The sequence below is a fragment of the Streptomyces sp. NPDC088762 genome, from assembly GCF_044750905.1.
Classification (GTDB): domain Bacteria; phylum Actinomycetota; class Actinomycetes; order Streptomycetales; family Streptomycetaceae; genus Streptomyces.
Genome location: NZ_JBIVKT010000009.1, coordinates 41,788 through 60,850 on the forward strand (window position 1 = coordinate 41,788; position 19,063 = coordinate 60,850).

Below are 19,063 nucleotides of genomic sequence, written 5' to 3' on the forward strand. Positions count from 1 at the left end.
GCTCCGAGCCGAGCCCCCGGCCGAGCCCCCGGCCGAGCCTCCGGCCGAGCCCCCGGCCGAGCCTCCGGCCGGGCGGCGGGCCGCCGGGCCGGAGGGTGAGGGGCGGGGCTGGAGCGCAGGTGCGGAGATGGGGGAGGAGGGGCAGCGGCGACCCGGCGGCGGGTGGTGAGGGGGCGTCAGGGCGGGGTGACGGGCAGGCCGGAGGACTTCCAGGCCTGGAAGCCCCCGATCAGGTCCGTCGCCCGGCGGAGCCCCAACGCGTGGAGCGAGGCCGCCGCCAGGCTGGACGCATAGCCCTCGTTGCAGATCACCACCACCTGCAGCTCGTGACCCGTCGCCTCGGGGACCCGGTGGGAGCCCCACGGGTCCAGGCGCCATTCGAGCTCGTTGCGTTCCACCACCAGCGCCCCCGGGATCAGACCGTCCCGCTCCCGCAGGGCCTGGTAGCGGATGTCCACCAGGAGCGCGCCGCCGCGCGAGGCGGCGAGGGCCTCCTGCGGGCCGAGGCGGGTGTAGCCCGCGCGGACCCGCTCCAGCAGCTCGTCGATGCCGACCGGGCCGCTCACTGCCAGTCCGCCGGACGCTCGACGTGCTCGAGCCGGAGCACGGGGCCGCTGCGGCTGTACCGGCGGATCAACGGAAGCGGCGGGTAGTACGCGTGCACCGAAATCGCGTGCTCGGCCGGGGACTCGTTGAGGACCTCGTGCACGTGGTGCTCCCCGAAGGCCCGCCCGGCGCCCGCGCCGAGGCTGCGACGGCGGTCCACACCCTCGGCGAGCTCCAGCGACCGCCACCCCTCCGAGGGAAGGCGTACGGCGAGCGAGTGCTCGGTGAGCCGGCCCCGGGCGGTGGCGAACGCGCCCCGCGATTCTGCGTGGTCGTGCCAGCCGGTGCCGGTGCCCGGCGGCCAGCCGATCAGCCAGGCCTCGCTGCCGGCGGGCCCGTCCAGCCGGATCCAGGTGCGGCCTTCAGGGTCGAGCGGCAGGGAGTCGATGATGCGGGAGTTGGCGGCCGTGTCCAGGGCGAAGGTGAGGAGTTCCGCCGCCGTGGGGCCCCCGGCCAGGGGGAGGGCAGGGGCGTGCGCGTGCGTGGGTGCAGACATGGAGTGGAGACCGTTCCTGGGTTCGCGGAGGTGCGCGCGGGCCGGTGACGGCACGGGGCGCGCAGGAGGAAAGGGCGAATCAGCAGGAAGGGCGACACACGCAGCCCGCATAGCGGAGCAGGTCCATATGGACCCTCCGCCACAGGCGTACGTCATTGCCGGTCATGCCCGCGAGTGAACCACGACGCCGCGCGAACGGTCAATCGATCACTTGGACGGTGTGGGTGTGGTGGACGGGGCCGTGGTCGGTGCGGGCAACCGGGAGGCGGGGGCCCCTGCCCGGACCGTGTCCGCCGCCTCGTACAGCTCGGCCGGGCGGACCCCCGCGAAGGTCGCCGCCAGATGCCCGTCCGGACGGACCAGGAGAACGGTGTGCGCCGGGGCCCCCGGGTAGCCGTCCGCGACCAGCAGGTCGGTACGGACCGGCAGGGCGCTCACCGCCGCCGCGAGGCGCGGCATCAGGCCGGCGCCGAGCCAGTGGCGCCGGTCCCAGACCCCGGTGCCCGGCGCGACCAGGACCACCAGCAGCCGGCCCTGCCCCAGCAGGTCGCGCAACGGCACCGTCGAGCCGTCGGGCGCAGTCACCGGTACGTTCGCCACCGGACCGCCCGGTTCCGTGGCCGTCGGGACCTCCCGCACGGCCACGGGCGGGGCGTACCTCGGCTCGGCGCCCAACGGCCCGCGCCCCAGGTGCCCGTCGGTGAGGAGGCTCTCACCCGTACGGGCGGCGCCTGGCAGGTAGGTGCGCAGACCGCCCCCGCCGCGCAGTACCGGCATCGCCTGGTCGGCCGCGCGCAGCCGGGAGGCGACCGCCGTGCGCCGCTCGCCCTCGTAGCTGTCGAGCAGGGCCTCGGAGGCCCCCTGGTGCCAGGCCACCGCGAGCTTCCAGGCCAGGTTCTCGGCGTCCCGCAGCCCCTCCTCGACCCCCTGCGTGCCGAGGGCCCCCAGCAGGTGGGCGGCGTCGCCGGCGAGGAACGCGCGGCCGTCGCGCCACCGCCGGGCCAGCCGGTGGTGCAGGGTGTACACCCCGGTGTCGATCAGGTCGTACGGGGGAGTCGTGCCCCCGCACCACGCCCCGAGGGTGTCCCGGATGAGGGCCACGAGCATGTCGGGGGTGACGAGCTCCCCGCGCGCCGGGAGCAGCCAGTCCAGGCGCCACACCCCGTCGGGCAGCGGCCGGGAGGTGACCTCCTGTGGCGGGCTGCGGTGCAGCAGGGCCTCGCCGGGCCACGGCAGCTCGGTGCGCAACGCGGCCACGGCGTGCCGTTCCACGGCGGTGCGGCCGGGGAAGCGGATGCCGAGGAGCTTGCGCACGGTGGAGCGGGCGCCGTCGCAGCCGACCAGGTAACTCCCGCGCCACCACGTGGTCTCGGCGCCCCGGGTGTGCGCGGTGACCCCGTGATCGTCCTGTTCGAGCGAGTCCAGTTTGCTGTCGGTGACCAGCTGGACGAGGGGGTGCGCGGTGGCGGCGTCGCGCAGCCCGCGCGTCAGGGCGTGCTGAGGCAGGTGCAGCGGGGCCGGGCCGTCCTCGAAGGTGATCCGCTGGGCGGGCCGTCCGCGCCGCATGGTGCGCCAGGCGGCGAAGTACGCGCCCTCGTCGCGCAGGGTCGCACAGCCCAGCCGGTGCGCCATGGCCGCCGTGCCGGCGTGCAGGACGACGGTCCGGGCAGGCCTGGACTCCTCCTTGCCGGGCCCCTCGTCGAGCACGACGCAGGGCACGCCCGCGCCGGCCAGGGCCAGGGACAAGGACAGTCCGACGGGCCCCGCGCCGACGACGATCACCGGGTCCATGATGCGGCTCCCGATGTCCGGTATGTGATCACAGAACGTATGCAACCCACTGGAGGTGCCTGCGTCAAGTGACGCCGGCCGCGACAACGCCGTGTGGTGCGGCGGATGAGATCCGCCGCACCACACATGTCACGCCAGTGTACTGACCGGGCGTCAGGGAGCCTCGCCCACGCCGGCCGCGCCGCCCGCGTCGACCTCGGCCACGTCGCCGGCGACGACCGCGCCGGTGCTCTTGGACGACTTCCTCAGCCGGCCCTCCAGCCAGGAGGCGAAGGTGGTGAGGGCGAAGTTCACCGCGATGTAGAGCAGGGCGATCACGAAGAGGGTCGCGATGGTGTTGCTGTAGTTCGCCGAGATCTGCCGGTTCATCGACATCAGGTCGGTGAGGCCCAGCACCGCGCCGCCCAGCGCCGTGTCCTTGAGGATGACGACGAGCTGGCTGACCAGGGCCGGCAGCATCGCCGTGACGGCCTGCGGGATCAGCACGTAGAGCATGGTCTGGCCCTTGCGCATGCCGATCGCCTTGGCCGCGTCGGTCTGGCCGCGGGGCAGGGAGAGCACGCCGGCCCGGACGATCTCGGCGATGACGGCGGCGTTGTACAGGACCAGGCCCGTGACCACCGCGTACAGGGGTCGGATGTCGGAGGAGACGTCGGTGAACACCCGGTAGAACGCCACGCCGAACAGGATCAGCATCAGCACCGGGATGGCGCGGAAGAACTCGACGACGGCGCCGACCGGCACCCGCACCCAGGCGTGGTCGGACAGTCGGCCGATGCCCAGCAGGGCACCGAGCGGGAGTGCGATCACCATGGCGATCGCGCCGGCCTTGAGGGTCTCCAGCAGACCCGGGATCAGGAAGGTGGACCAGATCTGGCCGTCGGTCACGAAGGGGGACCACTTGTCGGCGTCGAGCTGGTGCTTGTCCGCCATGAGGGACAGCGCCCACCACAGGGCGAGGCCGAGCAGCACGAGGAAGACGACGGTGTAGATCCAGTTGCGCGCCTTGGCCTTGGGGCCCGGCGTGTCGTACAGCACGGAGGTCATCGCTTCACCGCCACTCGCTTGGCCACCCAGCCCAGCAACAGGCCGGTGGGCAGGGTCAGCAGGACGAAGCCGAGGGCGAAGACCCCGAAGACGGCGAAGAGCGCGTCCGCCTCGTTCTCGATCATTTCCTTCATCAGCAGGGCCGCCTCGGCCACGCCGATGGCCGCCGCCACCGTGGTGTTCTTGGTGAGGGCGATCAGTACGTTGGTGAGCGGTCCGATGACCGCCCGGAAGGCCTGGGGGAGCACGATCAGGGTGAGTACCTGGAAGAAGCTCAGGCCCAGGGCGCGGGCCGCTTCGGCCTGGCCGACCGGCACCGTGTTGATGCCCGAGCGCAGTGCCTCGCAGACGAAGGTGCCGGTGTAGGCGGTCAGCGCGAGGACGGCCAGCCGGAAGCCGGTCTCCTTGAAGGTGTCGCCGCCGAGGTTGACGCCGAGGGTCTGGCTGAGACCCAACGACGAGGCGATGATCAGCACGGTCAGCGGAGTGTTGCGCACGACGTTGACGTACGCGGTGCCGAAGCCCCGCATCAGCGGGACCGGGCTGACCCGCATCCCGGCCAGGACGGTGCCCCAGACCAGGGACCCGGCCGCCGAGTAGAGGGTGAGCTGAACCGTCACCCAGAAGGCTCCGAGCAGGTCGTACTGCCCGGACTCAAGAAAATCGAACACGATGCCCTGCGCTCTCCCCAGGATGGCCGGCGAGGGGCGCCGCCGCCCGCGGCAGGCGGGCGGCGACGCTCCTCACCGATGAATCAGCTGCCTTCGGTGATCTGCGGGGCAGGCTCGTTCTTGTAACCGGCAGGGCCGAAGTTCTTCTGCACGGCCGCGTCCCAGGCGCCGTCCGCCACCATCTTCCTCAGCGCGGCGTTGACCTTGGTCTGGAGCTCGGTGTCGCCCTTCTTCAGGCCGATGCCGTACTTCTCGTCGCTCAGCTTCAGACCGACGAGCTTGAACTTGCCCTTGTTCTTGTCCTGCGCGGCGTAACCGGCCAGGATCGAGTCGTCCGTGGTCAGCGCGTCGACGGACTTGTTCTCCAGGCCGGTCAGGCACTCGGAGTAGCCCGGGAGCTCCTGCAGGTCTGCCTCGGGGGCCAGCTTGGTCTTGACGTTCTGCGCCGAGGTGGAGCCGGTGACCGAGCAGAGCTTCTTCTTGTTGAGGTCCTCGGCCTTGGTGATGGACGTGTCGTCGGCACGGACGAGCAGGTCCTGGTGCGCGAGGAGGTACGGGCCGGCGAAGTCGACCTTCGCCTTGCGCTTGTCGTTGATCGAGTAGCTCGCGACGACCAGCTTGACGTCACCGTTGGAGATCAGGTTCTCGCGCTCGGCGCTGACGGCCTGCTTGAACTCGATCTGGTCGGGCTGGTACCCGAGCTCCTTGGCCACGTAGGTCGCCACGTCGACGTCGAAGCCCGTGTACTTGCCGTCCGGGGTCTTGAGGCCCAGACCCGGCTGGTCGAACTTGATGCCGATGACGATCTTGTCCTTCTTGGCCCCACCCGACGCACCTGCGTCGCTGGCGGAATCCTTGTCGCTGCCGCCACAGGCGGTAGCGGTCAGGGCGAGAGCGACGGCGACGGCCGCGGCCGCAGCGGCCTTGGAGATCTTCATGGTGAACTTCCCTCGGATGAGACGTTGTTGAACGACGGGCGACGCGTACGGGCGCATGCGCGGGCCGGCAGCATCCGGTCCGGCAGTGGTCCGCCCCCGGATGACTACCAGACAGAACCGTCAGTGGTGCAGGATCTTCGACAGGAAGTCCTTGGCGCGGTCGCTGCGCGGGTTGCTGAAGAACTGCTCGGGCGCGGCCTCTTCGACGATCTTTCCGTCGGCCATGAAGACGACCCGATTGGCCGCGGAGCGGGCGAAGCCCATCTCGTGCGTGACGACCACCATGGTCATGCCTTCCCGGGCGAGCTGCTGCATGACCTCCAGCACCTCGTTGATCATCTCCGGGTCGAGCGCCGACGTCGGCTCGTCGAACAGCATCACCTTCGGCTCCATCGCCAGCGCGCGGGCGATCGCCACGCGCTGCTGCTGGCCGCCGGAGAGCTGCGCCGGGTACTTGTCGGCCTGCGAGCCGACGCCCACCCGGTCCAGCAGCGACTTCGCCTTCTCCAGCGCGGTCGCCTGGTCGGTCTTGCGGACCTTGAGCTGGCCCAGCATGACGTTCTGGAGCACCGTCTTGTGCGCGAAGAGGTTGAACGACTGGAAGACCATGCCCACGTCGGCGCGGAGCCGGGCCAGTTCCCTGCCCTCCGAGGGCAGTTCCTTGCCGTCGAGCGTGATGGTGCCCGAGTCGATCGTCTCCAGGCGGTTGATGGTCCGGCACAGCGTGGACTTGCCCGATCCCGAGGGACCGATCACGACGACGACCTCACCGCGGGCAATGCTCAGATCGATGTCCTGAAGCACGTGCAGCGCGCCGAAGTGCTTGTTGACGTTGCTCAGTACGACCAGGTCGTCCGCGGCACCGGCCGCATCCTGCACGTCCTTGGTCACTGATACTCCGCTCATCGGCTCATTGCTCCGTCCTCCTCGGTTGGGAGGACAGTAGTGACGAAGCGCGCACACCGTCATTACATCTGAGGGAGAATTGAGCATAACGATCCGGCCTCAGCCGGATACGCTCCGTGCGCGGCGCCCGTCCGGCGTGCCGTGTGGGCGTACCGGGTGGATAACGGAAGCCGCGCCGGACCGGAACCCCCTTGACGTGGGACTCCGCATCGGCGTGGATGCAGGGTGGCCCGCAACGTACGGAATCCGAAGACGGAGTCCGAAAAACGAGAAGAAAAGGAGAGGGGGACGACATGAGACTGCTGCTCGTCGAGGACGACGACCACGTCGCCGCCGCCCTGTCCGCGATCCTCGCCCGGCACGGCTTCCAGGTCACCCATGCCCGCAACGGCGAGGAGGCCCTCCAGGCACTGCTGCCGGCCGGCAGCCCGGCCCAGGTTGCGCCGTACGGGGTGATCCTGCTCGACCTCGGCCTGCCCGACCAGGACGGCTACGAGGTCTGCGGCAAGATCCGCAAGCGCACCGCCACGCCCGTCATCATGGTCACCGCGCGGGCCGACGTGCGCTCCCGCATCCACGGCCTGAACATGGGCGCCGACGACTACGTCGTCAAGCCCTACGACACCGGCGAACTCCTCGCCCGCATCCACGCCGTCGCGCGGCGCACCGGCGCCTCCGAAGAGGCCGCGGCCAACGGGACCGGGGCCCCCGCCACGGTCCGGCTCGGCCCCGTCAGCATCGAGCTGCCCACCCGCCGGGTCAGCGTGGACGGCACCGACGTACCGCTCACCCGCAAGGAGTTCGACCTGCTGGCCCTGCTCGCGCAGCGGCCCGGAGTCGTCTTCCGGCGCGAACAGATCATCAGCGAGGTGTGGCGCACCAGCTGGGAGGGGACCGGGCGGACCCTGGAGGTCCACGTCGCCTCGCTGCGCTCCAAGCTGCGCATGCCCGCCCTCATCGAGACCGTCCGCGGGGTGGGCTACCGGCTCGTCACCCCGGCCGCCCCCTAGCGGGGCCCTGCCGTGCGCGCCCGGCTGCTCCCCCTGCTCGTCGTCCTCATGGCGGGCGTACTGCTGGCCCTCGGCTTCCCGCTCGCCGTGAGTCTGGCCGCCGGACAGCAGCAGCGGGTGGTCGTCGACCGCATCGACGACAGCGCCCGCTTCGCCGCCCTCGCCCAGTTCGTCGTCGACGCCGAAGGCTCCGGATCCACCGGAGCCGACGAGCGCCGCGAGACCCTCCAGCTCGAACTGGCCCGCTACCAGGAGCTGTACGGCATCCGCGTCGGCATCTTCCTGCGCGACGACAACGCCATGGCCCGCGCCCCCGGCTGGTGGGAGCTCCCCGAAGCGGGCGAGGGCCGCCGCGCCTTCGAGGAGGCGCTGGCCGGGCGCCGCAGCCACGACCCGCCGCAGGTGTGGCCCTGGCAGACCCACGGCAAACTCCTCGTCGCCTCCCCGGTCGTCCTCGACGGGGACGTCGTCGCGGTCGTGGCGACCGAGTCGCCCACCGAGCAGATGCGCGGCCGGATCCTCCAGGGCTGGCTGATCATCGCGGCCGGTCTCGCCGCCGCCATGCTGCTCGCCTTCGGCGCCGCCCTGCGGCTCACCAGCTGGGTCCTCAAGCCCGTGCGGACCCTGGACGCGGCCGCCCACGGCATCGCCACCGGGCGGATGAACTCGCGCGTCGCGGCCGCCGGCGGGCCGCCGGAACTCCAACGCCTGGCCCGGTCGTTCAACGAGATGGCCGACAACGTCGAAGAGGTACTGGAGCAGCAGCGGGCGTTCGTCGCGGACGCTTCCCACCAGCTGCGCAACCCGCTCGCGGCGCTGCTCCTGCGGATCGAGCTGCTCGCCCTCGAACTGCCCGAGGGGAACGAGGAGATCGCCTCCGTGCGCGCCGAGGGCAAGCGCCTGACCCAGGTCCTGGACGACCTGCTGGACCTGGCGCTGGCCGAGCACGCCTCGGCCGAGATCAGCCTCACCGACATCGGCGCGCTGACCGCCGAGCGGATCTCGGCCTGGCGGCCGTACGCGGAGGAGAAGGGCGTACGGCTCACCGGGACGGGCCGCACCGCCGTCACCGGCTGGGCCGACCCCGTCGCCCTGTCCAGCGCGCTCGACGCCGTCATCGACAACGCCCTCAAGTTCACCCCGACGGGTGAGGAGGTCGAGGTGTCGGTCTCGGCCGAGGGGGGCACCGTCCAGGTGGTCGTCGCCGACCGCGGCCCCGGTCTCACCGAGGAGGAGCTGCTCCGCGTCGGCGACCGGTTCTGGCGCAGTGGCCGGCACCAGAACATCAAGGGCTCCGGGCTCGGCCTGTCGATCTCCCGCGCCCTGCTCGCCGCGGGCGGCGGAACCCTCGCCTACGAGACGAACCCGCCGCACGGGCTGCGGGTGACGGTGGCCGTCCCGCGCACCGACCCGCACACCTCCTAGGACCCCTGGGACCTCCAGGACCCGCAGGCCCAGTCCAGGGTGGTGCGTGCCGGGCCGGAGAGCGCGTACAGCTCGTCCACGGCCCGGACCTCGAAGGCCGCCGCCCGCTCCCGGGCCGCCCGTGCGACGGAGGGCAGGTAGAGGGCCGTGCCGCAAGTGCCGCCGAGGAAGCGGCGGGTGCCGTCGGGCAGGACGCGGGAGACCTCGTAGTGGCGGATCCGGCCCGGTTCCCCGGCCGGGCCGGCTGCCCGGCGCCACGACAGGCGCAGCGAGGCCTCGCCGTCCCGCTGCGCCGAGGCGTCCACGGTCAGGCAGCGCGGAGCACCCGGCCGCCGCTGCTGGGTGTCGTCGCGTACCGACAGGGCGCCGAGCCGCCAGGCCACGGCTCTCGTTCCGCGTCCTGTGATCCGTACGGCCAGTCCACAGGCCGTGTTCCCCGGCAGGGCCGACAGCCCGACGCGCGTCGTGCGCCAGCCCGGTCCCGGGGCCGTGGTCCCCGCCTTCAGCCAGGTGTACGGGACCGGGCCGCCGGCGGTGGCCGGCTCGCGGGTCGCCACCCCCACCTCCACGGTGACCGGGCCCGACTCGGTGGCGTGCACCAGCTCCAGGACGGTGGACCGGGTCAGCGGCAACCGGGTGGAGTGCAGTCCCACGGTGGCCGGGGCGGTCAGCCGCCCGGCGACGAGCAGGCTGGAGCCGCCGCGCCAGGCCCGCGCGAAGTCCAGGGTCACGGACGGGCGTTCCCCGGCGGTGTCCACGACCCAGCGGCGGCCCGGCAGTCGGTCCTGGAGTCCGAGGTGGTTCCACGGGGTGTCGGAGGTGACCTCGCCCGCCTCGTACCAGCGCTCGCCGTGACCGGTGTTGAAGGCGCAGGCGAACGGCAGCGCGGTGATGGTGGAGCGGTCGGCGACGGCGGTTGCCGGCGCCCGCCACGTGCCCTCGGGCGCAGGGCGGGACGGATCGAGGGACTCGCCCGTCCAGAACCGGTCGTCGGCGCGGTGGAAGGCGCCGGGGGAGCGGTCGGTGAGGTGGGTGCGGGTCCACTCGGGCCGGTAGAAGCCGTAGCTGACGACGTGATCGCGGTCGGGCTCGCGCGGAATGATCGCGTCCCAGGGGACCGTGGAATCCCAGCCCTTGGACTCGGTGTCCACGGCCGCCCACAGTTCGTGGCGGGAGCGGCCGAGGCGGTCCGCGAGCGCGCCGGAGGCGGCGAGGGTCTGCGGTGTCCAGCGGAAGTCCACGAACATCGTGTCCGCGACCTTGCCGGCGCGGTCCTCGAAGAACTCCTGGTTGAGCTCGTCGAGAGCGCCCCGCCAGCCGACGCGGCCCGTGGAGTTCATCGCGTCGTACCAGGTGATCCGCAGGCCGTGCGGCTCGCCGGCCGCCCGCAGGGCGCGCAGGAACTGGCGCATCCGCGTGGCCAGTCGGCTGTCGCCGCCGTCGGTCTCGGCGTTGACGAACCAGCCGTCGAACCCGTACGTCCGCGCCACCAGGGCGAGTTGCTCGGCGATCGGGAAGCGGCCGAGGGAGTCCTGCTGGACCAGGTCCCGCGTCCACTGGAGGTCGCCGCCGTAGGGCACGGGCGGCAGGAACACGTTGCCCAGCACCCGCACCCCGTTGCGGTGGGCGGCGTCGACCACGGGTGCGTTCGGGGCGAGCACGATCCCCTCGCCGGAGGAGCCGCCCCAGAAGACCAGCTCGTCGATGTACGCCCAGTGCGTGAGCGCGTAGTAGTCGGCGGTGGGGGACCCCTGCGAAGGGTTCCGCGCAGTGGGCCCGAAGGAGACCAGCGAGGCGATCCGGGCCTGACCGGCGCGTGCGCCGGGATGCGGCGGCACCGGCGTGAAGCGCGGCGCGAGGGGCACGGTCGCGGTGTTGTGGGCCAGGTCCGGATCTCCCTCGGGGGTCCACTGCCTGAGCGAGCGCCACACGATCCCGGGGCCGGGCACGCCCTTCGGCAGGGAGTCCGGGAACCAGTAGGAGGCGTACGGGGCCAGGTCGGACGGGGTGGCGGAACCGGCCCCGGCCGCCGCGGCGGCTGCCGACGCCGGCCCGGCCGCGCCCAGCAGCACGGCCGCCCCGGCCCCCGCCCCGGCGGCGAGCACCCCGCGACGGGTCGGCCCTGAGTGCGTCGGCCCCGAGCGGGCGGGGTCGGAGTCGGCAGGGGACGTACGAGGGTCGACTCCGTTGTCGGTCCCGGACATGAGGCTCCTCTGCGGGGGACGGTCAGGTGAGGTCGGACACGCACAGCACCTCGGTGATGCCGCGCGCGGACAGGTGCGCGGGGTCCTCGGCGAGCTCGGCCAGCACCACCGCCGGGCGCACCCCCCGCGCGGTGAGCGCCGCCCAGGCCTCGAAGAAGGCGCCGCCCGGGGCGCACACCGAGCGTCGCGGAGCCTCCTCGGCCCCGCCGACGTCCACCGCCAGCGCGGTGGTCCGTACGGGTGGTTCGTGCGGGCGCCCGCGCCACTGCTCGGTGATCCGCGCGAGGGTGGCGCCGGCCGGCTTGACGCGGCGGCCGTTGGTGAGCAGCCCGAGGCCGTACTCCAGTTCCGGGAAGTCCGCGAGCTCCCGCGACACGTCGTGCGAGCACCACCAGGTCACGCCCCAGAGGTCCGGGCAGTCCAGGGCGTTCGCGACGGTGGCCGCGGTGAACCGCGCCGCCCGCTCCGGCGCGATCAGCGGCGCGGGCGCTCCGACCTCCTGGAGCCAGACCGGGCGGTGCGGGTTGCGGGCCCAGGCTTTGGAGAGCTCGATCAGGTACGCGGCGTGGTGCTCGGTCGCCGTCCCCGCCGGGCCGTGGCGCTGCGCGGTGCCGTTGAACACCCACGAGTGCACGGCGGTGGCCGCGCCGAGCCGGGCCGCCTGGGCCGCCGTGAAGGGATGCCCGTCCCGGTACCAGGCGGCGTCGTACTCGGCGTGCAGGTGGAACCTGCCGGGGGCGCCCTCCTCGCAGGCGGCCAGCATCCGCTCCAGCCAGCGGTCCGCCTGGGCCCGCGTGATCCGGTCGGGGTCGGGGTGCGGGGCGTCGGAGAACTGGTTGATCTCGTTGCCGACCGTCATGCCGAGGAAGTTGGGGCGGTCCGCGAGGGCGGCGGCCAGCGTGCGCAGGTACTCCTCCTGCCCGGCGATCACGTCGGGGTCGCCGAAGATGTTGCGCCGGTGCCAGGTCCGGGTCCAGGCGGGCAGGAAGTCGAAACTCGACAGGTGCCCTTGCAGGCCGTCCACGTTGACGTCGAGCCCGCAGTCGGCGGCCGCGTCGGCGAGCGCGACGAGCTGCTCGACCGCGCGCGGCCGGATCAGGGTCCGGTTGGGCTGGAACAGCGGCCACAGCGCGAACACGCGGACATGGTCCAGCCCGAGCGCGGCGATCGAGTCGAGGTCGGCTCTGACCTCGTCGAGGTCGAAGTCCAGCCAGTGGTGGAACCAGCCGCGCGCCGGGGTGTAGTTGGCGCCGAAGCGGAGGGTCCGGGGCGGGCGGGAGGCGTGGGGCATGAAGTGTCCCTGAGTGCAGGGGAATTCGCCGGACCCATAAACTGCCGCGCACCGCACCGTAAAGTCAACAGGGCCTCGATGCTCGGGCGTTCGGCCTTCGCGGGCGTCAGTACTTATGTGCTTCAGTCCCGTTGACGGAAGGGGTGTGGGCGCTGAACCCGATCGGGCTAATGCGGTTTAGCTCACCCTGGTGCGCGAGGATCGGGGAGGAATTGGGCAGGGGTATTCCGGTCACGTCCGTGGCCGCCCGGCGGCTCTTCGCCGGCTTGCCGGAATCCCCCGCCCGCGTCGTCCGTACCCGTATCCGGAGGGCCGTCCGGCACCTCGCCGGTCCGGGCGCACTCCTGGCCGGCGGCGCGGCTCGGCCGGGGGGTGGCCGCCTCCCGCCGCCTGGGAGATGCGGACGGGCCGGCCGGGTGCCCGTGCGCGAAGTCTCGTACGCACAAAAGACGGTGGGCTCCCGGCCGGCCGTCTCGCAGGGGAGTCGGCGGGCGGTGGTCGCGGCGGCCCGGCCGGGCAGGATGGCGTACGGTCCGGCCATTGCCGTTCACGTCCCCGCCGAGCCGAAGGATGAATGAGGCAGGCCATGGCCCGCAGACCCACCATCAAGGACATCGCCCGCCAGGCCGGGGTCTCCGAGAGCGCCGTGTCCTTCGCGCTCAACGACCGGCCCGGCGTCTCCCGGGACACCCGCGCCCGGATCCGCCGCGTCGCCGAGGAGCTCGGCTGGCAGCCCAACAGCGCGGCCCGCGCCCTCTCCGGGGAGCGCTCCGGAGCCGTCGGGCTCGTCCTCGCCCGGCCCGCGCACACGCTCGGCGTCGAGTCCTTCTTCCTCCAACTCGTCTCGGGCATACAGGAGGTCCTCTCCGCCGCCCGGACCGCCCTGCTGTTCCAGGTCGTCGAGGACATCGACGCCGAATGCGCCCTCTACCGCCGCTGGTGGGCCGAGCGGCGGGTCGACGGAGTGATCGTCGTCGACCCGCGCACCCGGGACCCGCGTCCGGAGCTCCTCGGGCAGCTCGCCCTGCCCGCGGTCACCGTCGGTTCGGCCGAATCCTCCGCCACCCTCTCCTCGGTCCGGGCCGACGACGCCGGGGCGATGGCCCAGGTCCTGGACCACCTCCACGGGCTCGGCCACCGCCGCATCGTCCACATCGCTGGTCTGCCCGGCCTCGCGCACACGGCCCGCCGGATGGAATCCCTGCGCGCCGAGGCAGCGCGGCGCGGGCTGGGACCGGACCGGGTGCGCTCGGTGGTCACCGACTACTCCGACGCCGAGGGCGCGGCGGCCACCCGGCGGGTCCTCGCCGAGCCCGTGCCGCCCACGGCCCTCGTCTACGACAACGACGTGATGGCCGTGGCGGGCAGCGCGGTCGCGGCCGAGCTGGGCATCCCCGTGCCGGGCCGGCTCTCGATCGTCGCCTGGGACGACTCCGCGCTCTGCCGGGTCACCCATCCCCGGCTCACCGCTCTCGTCCGGGACACCGCCGGCTTCGGGCGGCTGGCCGCCGGGGAACTCCTCGCCGTGCTCGCGGGAGGCCCGCCCGGGGTACGGGAGAGCGAGAGGCCGCGGCTGGAGCCGCGCGAGAGTACGGCGCCTCCCGCGGCGCATACTGAATCCTGACCCCTTCCTGGAGCCGCCACCGTGACCACCCCCACCGCCCCCTTCCCCGCACCGCGCGCCGGCGCCTCGGCCGCAGGCCTGACGGTGGCGATCGACATCGGCGGCACGAAGATCGCCGGGGCGCTGGTGCACCCCGACGGGACGATGACGGCCACGACGCGGCGTCCGACCCCGCGCGCCGCGGACGCGGGCGAGGACCACGGCGGGGGCCCGGGCGCCGGCGCGGAGGCGGTGATGGCGGCGGTGACCGAGGTGATCGCCGACCTCGCCGGCTCGCCCCTGTGGAGCTCGGTGGTCCGCTGCGGCATCGGCAGCGCAGGACCGGTCGACGCCTCCCGGGGCACGGTCAGCCCGGTCAACATCGGGGCGTGGCGGGAGTTCCCGGTCCAGGCCCGGATCGCGGCGGAGCTCGCGGCGCGCGGGGCGGACGTGCCGACGGTGCTGGTGGGCGACGGCGTGGCGATGACCGCGGCCGAGCACTGGCTGGGCGCGGCCCGGGGCCACGCGAACGCGCTGTGCATGGTGGTCTCCACGGGCGTCGGCGGCGGCCTCGTCCTGAACAACCAGCTCCACCCCGGCCCCACGGGCAACGCGGGTCACATCGGCCACATCAGCGTGGCCTTCGACGGTGAGCCGTGCGTCTGCGGGGGCCGTGGCTGCGTGGAGTCCATCGCCTCCGGCACGGCGATCGCCCGCTGGGCCCTGGCCCAGGGCTGGACCCCGGCGGGGGCGGGCCACGGCGCCGGCACCGAGAGCGCCGAGGGAGCCACGGGCGACGCGGGCGACGCCACGGCGGCGGGCGTGGCCGCGGCCGCCGCGGCCGGCGACCCCATCGCCCTGGCCGCCTTCGACCGCGCCGGCCGGGCCCTGGCCGCGGCCATCGCGGCCACCGCCACCCTCGTGGAAACGGACATCGCGGTCATCGGCGGGGGCGTCGCGGCCTCCGGCGACACGCTCTTCGCCCCGATCCGGGAACACCTCGCCGCCTACGCCACCCTGTCCTTCGTACGGGAGCTCCAGGTGGTCCCGGCGACCCTGGGCACGCACGCGGGACTGATCGGCGCGGCCGCCGCGGCCACCATGCTGCTGCCGCAGGACGCTACGGCTTGACCGAGCGGTAGTAGCGCCGCGCGCCCTCGTGCAGGTCCAGGGGATCGGTGTAGATCGCCGTCCGCAGATCCACCAGCTGCGCCGCGTGGACCTCGTGCCCGATGCGGTCGCGGCTGAGGATCACGGTCCGGGTGAACCGCTCGGTCAGCTCGGGGTCCGTCTTGTCGGTGGTCACCAGCAGGTTCGGCACCGCCAGGGTCGACACCGCGCTGGTGTTGCGGGCCCGGGCGTACGCGTCCTGCGGCATCACCGCCGCCCGGTAGTAGCGCGCCGGGCTGCCCGTCCCCTGCAGCTGCTCCACCAGGTCGCCGAGCTGCACGAGCCGGATCTCGAACCGCTCCGACAGCTCGCGCACCGCGTTCGTGGGCAGGCCACCGGACCAGAAGAACGCGTCGATCCGGCCCGCCTCCAGCTCCTGCGGCATGGTGTCGATGCCGATGGACACCGCGGTGACGTCTTTCGCCGGATCCAGCTTGGCCGCCGTCAGCAGCCGCTCGGAGATGAGCCGCACCCCCGAACCCGCCTGGCCGACCGCGACCCGCTTGCCGCGCAGGTCCCGCGCCGACTGGACCGGGGACCCGGCCGGCACCACCAGCTGCACGTAGTCGTCGTAGAGCCGCGCGCAGCCGCGCAGCGTCGTCGCGCCCGGCCGGCCGTCCTGGCGGTACTTGGCCACCGCGTCCGCCGTCGCCACCGTGAAGTCGGCCTCCCCGGCGGCCACCCGCTGGAGGTTCTGCTGGGAGCCCTCGCTGGTCTCCAGCGACACCTTGACCCCGGGCATGTCCCGTCGCAGCTGCTGCTCCAGCAGCAGCCCGTAGCGGTGGTAGACCCCGCTGCGCACGCCCGTGCTGAAGGTCAGGCTGCCCGTGAGTTCCGGCTCCCCGAAGGGCCTCAGCCACCACACCAGGGCGCCGAGTACGGCGAGTACGGCCACCAGGGCCCGCAGGGCACGGCGCCTGCTGATCCGGGGCGGTACGAGAGGCATGGCCGCGATCCTGCCACCCGGCCGCCGTCCTGTCACGGCCCGTCCCCCGGGCCCGCACGGCCGGAGCGCTTCCGGGTACCGCCTACCCTTGGTGCATGACCAGCAGCGACCGGAGCCAGGCAGTGGACGTGAAGCGAAGCTACGAGGTGCGCACCTACGGGTGCCAGATGAACGTGCACGACTCGGAGCGGCTCTCCGGTCTGCTGGAGGACGCCGGCTACGTCCGGGCGCCCGAGGGTTCGGACGGCGACGCCGACGTGGTGGTCTTCAACACCTGCGCGGTCCGCGAGAACGCCGACAACAAGCTGTACGGCAACCTCGGCCGGCTGGCCCCCATGAAGACGAAGCGCCCCGGCATGCAGATCGCCGTCGGCGGCTGCCTCGCGCAGAAGGACCGCGACACGATCGTCAAGAAGGCCCCCTGGGTCGACGTCGTCTTCGGTACGCACAACATCGGCAAGCTGCCCGTGCTGCTGGAGCGCGCCCGCATCCAGGAAGAGGCCCAGGTCGAGATCGCCGAGTCGCTGGAGGCCTTCCCCTCCACGCTCCCGACCCGCCGCGAGTCCGCGTACGCCGCCTGGGTCTCGATCTCCGTCGGCTGCAACAACACGTGCACCTTCTGCATTGTCCCGGCGCTGCGCGGCAAGGAGGAGGACCGCCGCCCCGGCGACATCCTCGCCGAGGTGGAGGCCCTGGTCGCCGAGGGCGTCTCGGAGATCACCCTGCTCGGCCAGAACGTGAACGCCTACGGTTCCGACCTGGGCGACCGCGAGGCCTTCAGCAAGCTGCTGCGCGCCTGCGGCCAGATCGAGGGCCTGGAGCGGGTCCGCTTCACCTCGCCGCACCCGCGCGACTTCACGGACGACGTGATCGCCGCCATGGCGGAGACCCCGAACGTGATGCCGCAGCTGCACATGCCGCTGCAGTCGGGCTCGGACCCGATCCTGAAGGCGATGCGCCGCTCGTACCGGCAGGAGCGCTTCCTCGGCATCATCGAGAAGGTCCGCGCCGCGATCCCGCACGCCGCGATCTCCACCGACATCATCGTGGGCTTCCCCGGTGAGACGGAGGAGGACTTCCAGCAGACGATGCACGTGGTGCGCGAGGCCCGCTTCGCGAGCGCCTTCACCTTCCAGTACTCCAAGCGGCCCGGCACCCCCGCGGCCGACATGGACGGGCAGATCCCCAAGGAGGTCGTGCAGGACCGCTACATGCGCCTGGTCGCCCTCCAGGAGGAGATCTCCTGGGAGGAGAACAAGAAGCAGGTCGGCCGCACCCTGGAGGTCATGGTCGCGGAGGGCGAGGGCCGCAAGGACGGCGCCACGCACCGGCTGTCCGGCCGCGCCCCCGACAACCGCCTCGTCCACTTCACGAAGCCGGACGAGGAGGTCCGCCCGGGCGACGTGGTCACCGTCGACATCACCTACGCGGCCCCGCACCACCTCCTGGCCGAGGGCCCGACCCTGACCGTCCGCCGCACCCGTGCCGGCGACGCCTGGGAGAAGCGCAACGCGGCCCCGTCCCAGCCGGCAGGCGTCATGCTCGGCATCCCCACCCTGGGCGTCCCGGCCCCCCTCCCGGCCGCCACGTCGGGCTGCGCGGCACCGCAGGGCTGACCGGGGGGACCGCGGCCCCCTCCAGCCTCGCCGGCGTTTGAGGCGCGGGGTCCGGGGCGGAGCCCCGGAAAGCCGGCGCAGCCGGGGCCGCTTGCGCCACGGCGCCGCACCACGGCCCCAGGAACCGGCGGAGCCACGGGCCCGGCACCCCCGCCCGCCCCGCGGCAGCGTTAGGCTGCGGATCATGCTCGTAGCCGCCGCCGTCTGCCCCGCCCCGCCGCTCCTCGTGCCCGAGGTCGCCGCGGGCGCCGCCGCCGAGCTGGGCGATGCCCGCACCGCCTGCTCGGACGCGCTCGCCGTGCTCGCCGCCTCCCGGCCCGACCTGCTGGTCGTCGTCGGGGCCGCCGACCGGGACCACCGCGGGCCCTACCCACAAGGCGCCCGCGGCAGCTTCCGCGGATTCGGCGTCGAGGCCGACGTACGGCTGGGCGAGGGCCAGGGCGTGGGCCAGGGCGAGGGCGAGGGCCCGGAGGGCGCGCGCCCGCTGCCGCCCGCGCTCGCCGTGGCCGCCTGGCTGCTGCGGCAGGCACGCTGGGCCGCCGCCCCCGTCGAGGGGCTCGGGGTAGGGGAGCCGCTGGACACCGCACGGTGCCTGGAAGCCGGCCGGGAGATCGCCGCACGCGCGTCCCGTGTGGCCCTGCTCGTGATGGGTGACGGCAGCGCCTGCCGGACCCTGAAGGCCCCCGGCTATCTCGACGAGCGGGCCGCCGCTTTCGACGCGGCCGCCGCCCGCGCGCTGGCCTCCGCCGACGCGTCCGCGCTCGCCGCCCTCGACGCAGAACTCGCGGCCGAGCTCCTGGCCGCCGGCCGGGCCCCCTGGCAGGTACTGGCCGGGGCCGCCGAGGGCGCGGGCCTCGACGGCCGGCTTCTGTACGAGGACGCACCGTACGGCGTGGGGTACTTCGTGGCGGCCTGGTCCTAGGGCCTGTCGTCACGGCAGCGCCGGCCGGGCGGTACTGGGACGACACGCCCTTGGGCACCCGGCGGGCCGCAGCAGCCCGGTCCGGGACAACGCCGAAGGGACGCGGAACCGGCCGGTGCCGGTTCCGCGCCCCTTCGAAGGACCGCGTCAGGAAGCCATCGGCGGCGTTGTCGGCGGCGCCGGTGGCGTCTGCCCGCCGGGGGCGTCCTTGTGCGCGATCTTGCCCAGGGCGTCCTTCGCCTTGCCCTCGACGCTGGTGATGCGGTCGCTGTACTTGCCCTTGGTCTTGGTGTCCACGACCTTGGCGACCTTGTCCAGACCTTCGCCGATCCTGCCCTCGTTCTTCTGGGCGAGATCGCCGACCTTTTCCTTCGCCGGAGCGAGCTTGGCCTTGAGATTGTCCAGCAGGCCCATGGGTCAC

General features: G+C 73.3%; 18 protein-coding genes. 6 read left to right on the plus strand and 12 right to left on the minus strand.

Annotated elements, in window-relative coordinates:
• Positions 1 to 176: 176 nt before the first annotated feature.
• The 8 genes from ACIP5M_RS21035 to ACIP5M_RS21070 all read right to left on the minus strand — a co-directional run bounded on the left by ACIP5M_RS21035 (position 177) and on the right by ACIP5M_RS21070 (position 6,455).
• Entirely contained in the window at positions 177 to 566 is a 390-nt protein-coding gene (locus ACIP5M_RS21035) for a rhodanese-like domain-containing protein (protein ID WP_401199144.1), read from the minus strand.
• Entirely contained in the window at positions 563 to 1,102 is a 540-nt protein-coding gene (locus ACIP5M_RS21040; protein WP_401199146.1) for a cysteine dioxygenase, read from the minus strand. The genes ACIP5M_RS21035 and ACIP5M_RS21040 overlap by 4 nt, the downstream gene beginning before the upstream one ends.
• Positions 1,103 to 1,181: 79 nt before the next feature.
• The gene (locus ACIP5M_RS21045) at positions 1,182 to 1,268 is read right to left on the minus strand and encodes a putative leader peptide (RefSeq protein ID WP_311318651.1); all 87 of its coding nucleotides are present in this window, start codon (positions 1,266 to 1,268) and stop codon (positions 1,182 to 1,184) included.
• A gap of 41 nt (positions 1,269 to 1,309) precedes the next feature.
• Positions 1,310 to 2,893 carry an FAD-dependent monooxygenase gene (locus ACIP5M_RS21050; protein ID WP_401199148.1) on the minus strand — a complete coding sequence of 528 codons (1,584 nt, stop codon included), beginning with the start codon at positions 2,891 to 2,893 and terminating at the stop codon, positions 1,310 to 1,312.
• Positions 2,894 to 3,046: 153 nt separating this feature from the next.
• Positions 3,047 to 3,940, minus strand: coding sequence for an amino acid ABC transporter permease (locus ACIP5M_RS21055; RefSeq protein WP_401199150.1), 894 nt, complete (start codon positions 3,938 to 3,940; stop codon positions 3,047 to 3,049).
• On the minus strand, positions 3,937 to 4,611 hold the full coding sequence (locus ACIP5M_RS21060) for an amino acid ABC transporter permease (RefSeq protein ID WP_401199152.1): 675 nt from the start codon (positions 4,609 to 4,611) through the stop codon (positions 3,937 to 3,939). The genes ACIP5M_RS21055 and ACIP5M_RS21060 overlap by 4 nt, the downstream gene beginning before the upstream one ends.
• A gap of 83 nt (positions 4,612 to 4,694) precedes the next feature.
• A complete protein-coding gene (locus ACIP5M_RS21065; protein WP_401199154.1) occupies positions 4,695 to 5,549 on the minus strand; it encodes a glutamate ABC transporter substrate-binding protein in 855 nt (284 codons plus the stop codon).
• Positions 5,550 to 5,669: 120 nt separating this feature from the next.
• The gene (locus ACIP5M_RS21070) at positions 5,670 to 6,455 is read right to left on the minus strand and encodes an amino acid ABC transporter ATP-binding protein (protein WP_401199156.1); all 786 of its coding nucleotides are present in this window, start codon (positions 6,453 to 6,455) and stop codon (positions 5,670 to 5,672) included.
• A 293-nt stretch (positions 6,456 to 6,748) separates the two neighbouring features.
• On the opposite strand from ACIP5M_RS21070, the gene ACIP5M_RS21075 reads away from it, so the two are divergent.
• Together ACIP5M_RS21075 and ACIP5M_RS21080 are read left to right on the plus strand one after the other, a co-directional pair.
• Positions 6,749 to 7,465, plus strand: coding sequence for a response regulator transcription factor (locus ACIP5M_RS21075; protein WP_401199158.1), 717 nt, complete (start codon positions 6,749 to 6,751; stop codon positions 7,463 to 7,465).
• 12 nt (positions 7,466 to 7,477) lie between these two features.
• Positions 7,478 to 8,890 (plus strand): ATP-binding protein, encoded by a 1,413-nt coding sequence (locus ACIP5M_RS21080; RefSeq protein ID WP_401199160.1) that lies wholly within the window; start codon positions 7,478 to 7,480, stop codon positions 8,888 to 8,890.
• On the opposite strand, the gene ACIP5M_RS21085 is transcribed toward ACIP5M_RS21080, so the two are convergent.
• Both ACIP5M_RS21085 and ACIP5M_RS21090 read right to left on the minus strand, forming a co-directional pair.
• Positions 8,887 to 11,094 carry an endo-beta-N-acetylglucosaminidase gene (locus ACIP5M_RS21085; RefSeq protein ID WP_401199162.1) on the minus strand — a complete coding sequence of 736 codons (2,208 nt, stop codon included), beginning with the start codon at positions 11,092 to 11,094 and terminating at the stop codon, positions 8,887 to 8,889. The two genes, ACIP5M_RS21080 and ACIP5M_RS21085, sit on opposite strands and share 4 nt — an antisense overlap.
• Before the next feature lie 22 nt (positions 11,095 to 11,116).
• Positions 11,117 to 12,385 carry a glycosyl hydrolase gene (locus ACIP5M_RS21090; protein ID WP_401199164.1) on the minus strand — a complete coding sequence of 423 codons (1,269 nt, stop codon included), beginning with the start codon at positions 12,383 to 12,385 and terminating at the stop codon, positions 11,117 to 11,119.
• A 586-nt stretch (positions 12,386 to 12,971) separates the two neighbouring features.
• Here ACIP5M_RS21090 and ACIP5M_RS21095 point away from each other — a divergent pair.
• Positions 12,972 to 14,009 (plus strand): LacI family DNA-binding transcriptional regulator, encoded by a 1,038-nt coding sequence (locus ACIP5M_RS21095; RefSeq protein WP_401199166.1) that lies wholly within the window; start codon positions 12,972 to 12,974, stop codon positions 14,007 to 14,009.
• A gap of 21 nt (positions 14,010 to 14,030) precedes the next feature.
• The gene (locus tag ACIP5M_RS21100) at positions 14,031 to 15,119 is read left to right on the plus strand and encodes an ROK family protein (RefSeq protein WP_401199168.1); all 1,089 of its coding nucleotides are present in this window, start codon (positions 14,031 to 14,033) and stop codon (positions 15,117 to 15,119) included.
• Here ACIP5M_RS21100 and ACIP5M_RS21105 read toward each other — a convergent pair.
• Positions 15,109 to 16,104 (minus strand): TAXI family TRAP transporter solute-binding subunit, encoded by a 996-nt coding sequence (locus tag ACIP5M_RS21105; RefSeq protein ID WP_401199170.1) that lies wholly within the window; start codon positions 16,102 to 16,104, stop codon positions 15,109 to 15,111. The two genes, ACIP5M_RS21100 and ACIP5M_RS21105, sit on opposite strands and share 11 nt — an antisense overlap.
• A gap of 95 nt (positions 16,105 to 16,199) precedes the next feature.
• On the opposite strand from ACIP5M_RS21105, the gene miaB reads away from it, so the two are divergent.
• Positions 16,200 to 17,720 carry a tRNA (N6-isopentenyl adenosine(37)-C2)-methylthiotransferase MiaB gene (miaB, locus tag ACIP5M_RS21110; RefSeq protein WP_401199172.1) on the plus strand — a complete coding sequence of 507 codons (1,521 nt, stop codon included), beginning with the start codon at positions 16,200 to 16,202 and terminating at the stop codon, positions 17,718 to 17,720.
• Between the two features lie 184 nt (positions 17,721 to 17,904).
• Entirely contained in the window at positions 17,905 to 18,642 is a 738-nt protein-coding gene (locus tag ACIP5M_RS21115; RefSeq protein WP_401199174.1) for a hypothetical protein, read from the plus strand.
• Between the two features lie 147 nt (positions 18,643 to 18,789).
• Here ACIP5M_RS21115 and ACIP5M_RS21120 read toward each other — a convergent pair whose 3' ends face one another.
• Positions 18,790 to 19,056 (minus strand): antitoxin, encoded by a 267-nt coding sequence (locus ACIP5M_RS21120; protein WP_401199176.1) that lies wholly within the window; start codon positions 19,054 to 19,056, stop codon positions 18,790 to 18,792.
• Positions 19,057 to 19,063: the final 7 nt, after the last annotated feature.